We start from the raw sequence: 5,783 nt of genomic DNA, 5'->3' as shown, positions 1-5,783 counted from the left end.
GTTTACGATTCACTTTGATGATCGATTAAAAGGTCATTTATAAAAAATGGAACTTACACAAAATAATTTACAGGCTCGACACCTTTCGAGGTGTCTTTTAATATCTAAACCAGATCTATTCAACATAATAGGCGTTATATGAAATAAAAAAGCTCGAACATAGTTCAAGCTTTTTATTAAACTTCTAAAGTCTTATTTAATTCTTTCAATTTGAATTACATCAATATCTGTAGGATTTTTTCTGTGAGTATCTACCTCACCTATTACTCTCACTTTATCGCCTGTTTTAAGTTGCATAGGCTTCCATAAGTCATCATCAATATCAATTACAATTGAACCTGTAGAATCTTTAAATTCAAAATCATCACCTGAAATATGCTGTACGACAGTACCTGTCAAGGTTACTCCTGTTTTATCTCTTAAAGTTTTTGCTTTCGCAACCGTGACTACATTCTTAGTAGCTTCTTTCAATAAGACTGCATCTGATTTAGCAAAGACTGCACTACTACCCAATAAGCAAAGCCCAGTGATTGTAGTTAAAAGTATTTTTTTCATTAATATTACTCTTATTGATGATGGTCTTCTTATATAAACAAATTTTTTAAAATTTATAGATTATGTTTTGTAATATTGCGATATCGGATTGCCCTTCCTTAAAAGCATAAAAAATTCTCCCATTTTTTCATCTAATTTCTTTTCTATTTAACATAATTGGCGTTACATGAAACGAGGACAATAGATCCTCATTTTTTCGCTTCGCCTAAGAGATTTTATGTTAAATATAAAGTTATTAGGACAGATAAATGTAAATATAACTTTAAGTATTGATTAAAAGTGTAATAAACTTTAAAGATATACCTAATCAATTATAAGTGAATGAAACTATTTAGATTAATTAAAAAAAGTCTTGATTTGAATCTCAGAAAATTAATACTTTTTTTAGCGGTGTTTTCTGTATCTACTCTTTTTATTATTTCTTTAATTGTTAGTTATCAGATAGTAAAGAATCAACTTATAAATAATTCATTAGTATTAAATTATGAATACGCAAATAAAATTGCAACAAGTACCGATAACCATTTCAAAAATATACTTATTGAACTTGAGTACAGTGCAAAAAATTTAGGAAAAAGCTTTGACGACGATAAAACTAGAGAATTAGAAGTACAGCGATTAAAAATGCAATCTAATTACTACAATAGTGTAGTAATTGGTGATCCACAAGGAAGACTGATTAATTATTCACCTAATATCTTGAATATTGATAAAAACAAAGTACAAAACACATTAGGAATTGAGAACTCTTTAAAGAATAAAAAGACTTATATCTCGACTCCTTATCTTTCTGTTAAAAAGAATATGATTATTTTTAATTCACAGCCTATCTATGATAGTAGAAAAAACTATAAGGGATTTATTGGATCTACTATCTACTTAAAGGAAAGAAATATTATTAATCAGCTTTTGACTACAGCTGATAGCTATAGAAAAAGCTATATGTATGTAATTGATAAGAATGGTCAAATAATTTTTCATCCCGACCATGAAAGAATTGGAGAAATAGTTAAAAATAACAATGGATTAGACTATATAAAAGAGAGAAAAAATGGAAAAATTAGACTAATCAATAGTCGGGGAGTAGATAACCTTGCTGGATTTGCACATATCAAAACCACAGATTGGATAATTGTCTCACAACAACCTACTATGGAATTATTAAAGCAAGCAACTTCAATTATTTATAAAGTCTCTGCTGGAATATTTATATTCTATTTACTTATCTTTTACATCGTATGGAAATGTTCTTTTTTTATAGCATCTCCTCTGCATAAACTTGCCAATATAGCTGGTTCACTTCATCGACCTGAAGTACGGGATGAAATTAGAAATATTTATCCATGGTATTACGAAATAGTTAAATTTAAACATTCTCTTTTACTAAGTATTAAGAATTTTTCAATAAAAATTAATGAAATGGACCGAAGTGTTAACACGGATCCTCTTACTGGCCTAATGAATCGTCGGGGAATGAACTTTTTTATAGCCAATCAAATGACTAAAAAAGAGAAGTTCTCTATTTTACTAATAGATATAGATTTTTTTAAGAGGATAAATGATACATATGGGCATGATCAAGGTGACTTAATTTTAAAATATCTTGCAGAAATTATGCAAAAAAGCTTTCGGAAAAATGACGCTTGTTGTCGTTATGGGGGGGAAGAGTTTATTATTGTGATACCTAATACGAGTCAGCAAAGTATTTATGAAAGTGCTGAGCGATTTAGAAGAGAATTAGAAACACAGAGCCTCCCAAATGTAGGGTCTATTACAGTTTCTATAGGTATAGCTTCTTGGCCTGAAAGTTCTGACGATATTTTAGAGGTTTTTAAAATCGCAGATAAACATCTTTATGAAGCTAAAAATAGTGGAAGGAACTGTGTAAAGTTCTAATATTTAGCTTCTAAATCAGCCTTGCTCCCTGTTTTTCAGCGTACGAGGTATAATATGCAGACGTGCGGAAAATTCATTTTGGCTCAAAGCTGTCTTTTTATATACTTATTTAATATAGTAATTTTCCAAATTATTAGAATTGTAATATCCACTCACTTCTAACATAACTATAATCATAGTCCGGTCCATAAAATGAAGCACTGCGGTTATATCCGGCATTCATACGAAAAAACTGGGAACCATAAATTGGGCTTTGTAAACTTAATTCAAATAACTTTGTAGATTGGCTCTGCATATCATTAATTTTTTCACGCCCAAATCCGGCAGTGAAACCCATTGACCATCTAGAAAAGCGTTGACGCCAACCTAGAGCCAACATCGATTCCTCATAATCTTGAGGATTAAAATACTCTCTACCCACATCTTCTTCAGTATTACGATAGGTTCTGTATCGAGCTTGAAGAGTAAGTCCTAGATTCAGTGAAGGCTGATAGATCAATCTCATTCGACCATGGTCACGACGATTATCATCTGAAAAGAACTGCGATCCTGCAACACCAACTACTGTAACATGCTCACCTAGGCCTTGATCTATTGCAGCGCCTAAAAAGGTAAAGTTCGTTCCTTGCTCTAAAGCAGGTCGTGTTTCTACCCAATCACGATTAGCGAAAACTTCCACAGCGGTCTTTTCGGCAAGTGCTGTTCGATAACTGCCATCAAAAGTAAATAAATTATTATTATTTTGTTCAAATATACCTGCTTCTAAGGACCACCCATTTGCAGTGGCAGAATTTATGTCTCTTCCTATAAAGGATATCTTCTGTCCATTTTGACTCCAGTCATTGGTCTTATAGTTATAAGCGCTAGCACGTATACCTAAGAAATTATCCGCGCTTATATATTTAGGTAAAAATTCAGCAGAAAATTTACGAGCTTGGAATCCTTCACTATCATCACTAAAAAAAATTTCTGTTCCAACTGCACGTTCACTTTGCGCCTGGTCATCTTGTATTGTATTTGCCCAACTAATTTTACTCATACTCATGAATAAACAAACAATAATACATAAACAAGTAGTCTGATTTTTCATTTTGTTCCCCATTTTTTTTGTGTTCTTAATACTTCATCTAGATAACCTAAAACGCTAGCAGGTTGTAGTAAAAAGCTATATGTAAGAACATATATTAAAAAACCACTAAAATTCTTTCGAACTTTAAGATCCATGTCTTTAAACATTCTGAGTTCAATCGAGTAGTTTAATAGGCCTAGCAAAAATGCCATTGGTAACAATGCTAGGGTCATAATACCCACTATCCAGTAATGTCCAAAACAAGCCAGGATTAGACCGGGAATAAAGCCAAAGGTGAAAGCCACATCCAGCCAAGGAAAAAGCAAATTCCAATAAATAAAAAATGTTGACAATCTCGGCTTAACTAAAATAGAAGGATGTTTAATAAAGGCCTCCATCATACCGCGAGCCCAACGCTGACGCTGTTTAATAAATACTTTCAGAGTTGTAGGAGCATTAGTAAACATACAAGCATCTTCACAATGTCCTACACGGTAACCTGCGTTTAACAATGCCCAAGTAAGTACAATGTCCTCTCCCACACATTCAGGCCATCCTCCTACCTCAACTAAAGCATTACGATCATAAATAGAGAAAGCTCCTTGTGCCACCAAAGTTCCCTGATAAAGGGATTGCATACGTTTTGTTGCTGAAATCCCAAGAAAGTAATCCCATTCTTGTGTTCTGGTCAGCAAATTTTCACGAGAGTTACGCACTAAAATCTTGCCTGCAACGGCACGAGTATTTGGGGGGTCTAGAAGATAACGTTCAACAATATTAATTAATGCAACACGATGTAAATATGAATCGGCATCAATGGTAATTACTAAATTATGTTCAGCTAATTTCAGTCCTTCATTTAAAGCATGCGCTTTACCTGCATTTTTTTCTAAATCAAGTAAAGTAAGCCATGAAAACTCTTTTTTTGATTCTTTTATAATATTCGAAGTTGCATCTTGAGAACCATCATTAATTACTATGACTTGTAAGTTGCTAGGATATTTTTGAAGATTAATACTTACTAGAGTATCTTTTATAGATGCAGCTTCATTATATGCAGCAATTAAGATGGTAATACCTGGATAAGATGTTAATGGATACCTCTTGGGTCTTCTATCCATAATAAGGCTTAAAGCCGCAAATGAATTCATGAATCCAGGAATAATAGCAATACCATAAATCAGAAATACTGCTGCAAAAGAACCAATATAGGTACTCAGATCATCTAGCCAATCCTGTGCTATCCATATTGAAAACCAAGTCCAAAGACAAGCTCCAATGAAGGCTACAACAAATTTCGATCGTATTGAAAAATAAATTCTTGAAATATCTCTATCACAATCATTAGTAATCATAATAGTTATCCCTAAGCTATTATTGTAATAAAACAATTATAAGCATATTCACATGAATTTTAGTTACTTATAACTTGTAATTATATTTAAATAATCGTCACTTAATATAATGAGCGCTATATGAAATTAAATATAAAATTATTTTGTTTTTCAAACACTTTTGAAATCAAAACCGAATTGAAAAATAAAAAATCCGACTTAGAAACAAGCCGGATTTGTTTAAACAGTTCTGATGTTTTTTGCCAATTAAATTGATCATCACTTCATTAAAGTTAAACTTGGTTCAATATCCCCAGCCTTCCCCCGGCAGAAAATATTCCCAATTTCTGCGGATAAAACCGGGACAGTTTCTAGCTGATCTTGTACGCATTTACTTACGTCAATTTAGGGATTTACCGGATAGTAGATTCAATTTGTTTTTCATATGATCAAGACGTAGGAACAGGATATTCCAGAACAAAAAACAATAATGATAAGTTCTCATCAACTGGACGTTGGATATCGGTCTTCAATAAAAAAGCCAGGATTTTTATTATCTAAACTTTCTAAATCAAGCTTGGATGTGCATCAAGAATACGGATTAAAGTATTGTCAGCTGTAAGATGAGATAGGTTTCTATTCCATTATTTAATTTACTGGGCATTTTATACGCAACTAAAAAGTTCAGACAGGGAATCTGAACTGGATTTGTCTTGTCTTATCACAGGAATAAACCTTTAAGCTTTACTTTTAGCAGTTGACCTATTTCTAAGGATGAATAATCAACTAAATTAGTTTTTATTTGACATATTGGGGAAAATCGATCTAAAGCTATTAATACAACTTCTTTAATTAACCCGAATCCTGCTTAAGCCAATGGTTCCATAATTTGAATTGTTGGCTTATTTCGATGGGTTAATTGATATGCA

The 5,783-nt window shown here is 32.3% G+C and carries 4 protein-coding genes; 1 reads left to right on the top strand and 3 read right to left on the bottom strand.

What is annotated here, in order from left to right; translation table 11 throughout:
- Positions 1-192: 192 nt before the first annotated feature.
- On the bottom strand, positions 193-555 hold the full coding sequence (locus ACP69Y_RS16515; RefSeq protein ID WP_425919527.1) for a NirD/YgiW/YdeI family stress tolerance protein: 363 nt from the start codon (positions 553-555) through the stop codon (positions 193-195).
- A gap of 321 nt (positions 556-876) precedes the next feature.
- On the opposite strand from ACP69Y_RS16515, the gene ACP69Y_RS16510 reads away from it, so the two are divergent.
- Complete coding sequence (locus tag ACP69Y_RS16510; RefSeq protein ID WP_425919526.1) at positions 877-2,451, top strand: sensor domain-containing diguanylate cyclase; 1,575 nt, start codon at positions 877-879, stop codon at positions 2,449-2,451.
- Positions 2,452-2,584: 133 nt separating this feature from the next.
- Here ACP69Y_RS16510 and ACP69Y_RS16505 read toward each other — a convergent pair whose 3' ends face one another.
- Positions 2,585-3,541 (bottom strand): hypothetical protein, encoded by a 957-nt coding sequence (locus ACP69Y_RS16505; protein ID WP_425919524.1) that lies wholly within the window; start codon positions 3,539-3,541, stop codon positions 2,585-2,587.
- Positions 3,538-4,875, bottom strand: a complete 1,338-nt coding sequence (locus tag ACP69Y_RS16500; RefSeq protein ID WP_425919523.1) for a glycosyltransferase — start codon at positions 4,873-4,875, stop codon at positions 3,538-3,540. The genes ACP69Y_RS16505 and ACP69Y_RS16500 overlap by 4 nt, the downstream gene beginning before the upstream one ends.
- Positions 4,876-5,783 lie beyond the last annotated feature (908 nt).

The sequence above is a fragment of the Acinetobacter sp. TSRC1-2 genome (assembly GCF_049895885.1).
GTDB lineage: Bacteria > Pseudomonadota > Gammaproteobacteria > Pseudomonadales > Moraxellaceae > Acinetobacter.
This window is presented reverse-complemented; position numbering and strand designations above follow the sequence as displayed.